We start from the raw sequence: 678 nt of genomic DNA, 5'->3' as shown, positions 1-678 counted from the left end.
AACGCCATGAAAAAGACGCCAAATATCAACCCAGAAAGTCAAGATGTTGCCGAGCTACAAGCGATGGTGAAAGCGCTGATGGCGTCAGAAATCCAATTGAAACAAGAACGCCAGTCGCTACTTGAACAACTCAAACTGGCCTTCGACCGCCAGTTCGCTAAACGCTCGGAGGCGTTAAAGCCTTACGATGAATCCCAAGGTGACCTCTTCAACGAAGCGGAATGTGAAGCCGCTAAAGAAGAAGAGGTTGAAGTGGTCACGACGACCACCACAACGAAGAAACGTGGTAGACGCAAGCCACTTCCAAAGACCTTGCCTCGTGAGGTTATCGAACTTGATTTAGACGACCATGAAAAGCAGTGCGCTTGCTGCCAACATAGTCTGCATAAAATCGGTGAAGACCGCAGTGAAAAGCTTGAGTTCACGCCAGCGGTGCTCAAAGTGCTGGAATATGTTCGTCCTAAATATGCTTGTCGCCAGTGCGAGCAAACTCAGGACAACAGCCGCATCGCTCAAAAGCCAGCGCCACAAAGCATTATCCCTAAGAGCTTCGCCACAGAAAGCTTACTGGCCAATATCATCCTCGGTAAATATCAATACGCGATGCCACTGTATCGCCAAGAATCGCTGTTTACCCAGTCGGGTATCGAACTATCACGAACCACCATGGCAAGGTGG

At 49.4% G+C, this 678-nt stretch carries 1 protein-coding gene; it reads left to right on the top strand.

From position 1 onward, the window contains the following. Positions 1–6: 6 nt before the first annotated feature. Positions 7–678: IS66 family transposase zinc-finger binding domain-containing protein (locus QTN95_RS20920; protein WP_331418887.1), on the top strand; the 672-nt coding region annotated here is incomplete at its 3' end.

This window comes from Vibrio sp. M260112 (genome assembly GCF_036533775.1).
Lineage (GTDB): Bacteria > Pseudomonadota > Gammaproteobacteria > Enterobacterales > Vibrionaceae > Vibrio.
This window is presented reverse-complemented; position numbering and strand designations above follow the sequence as displayed.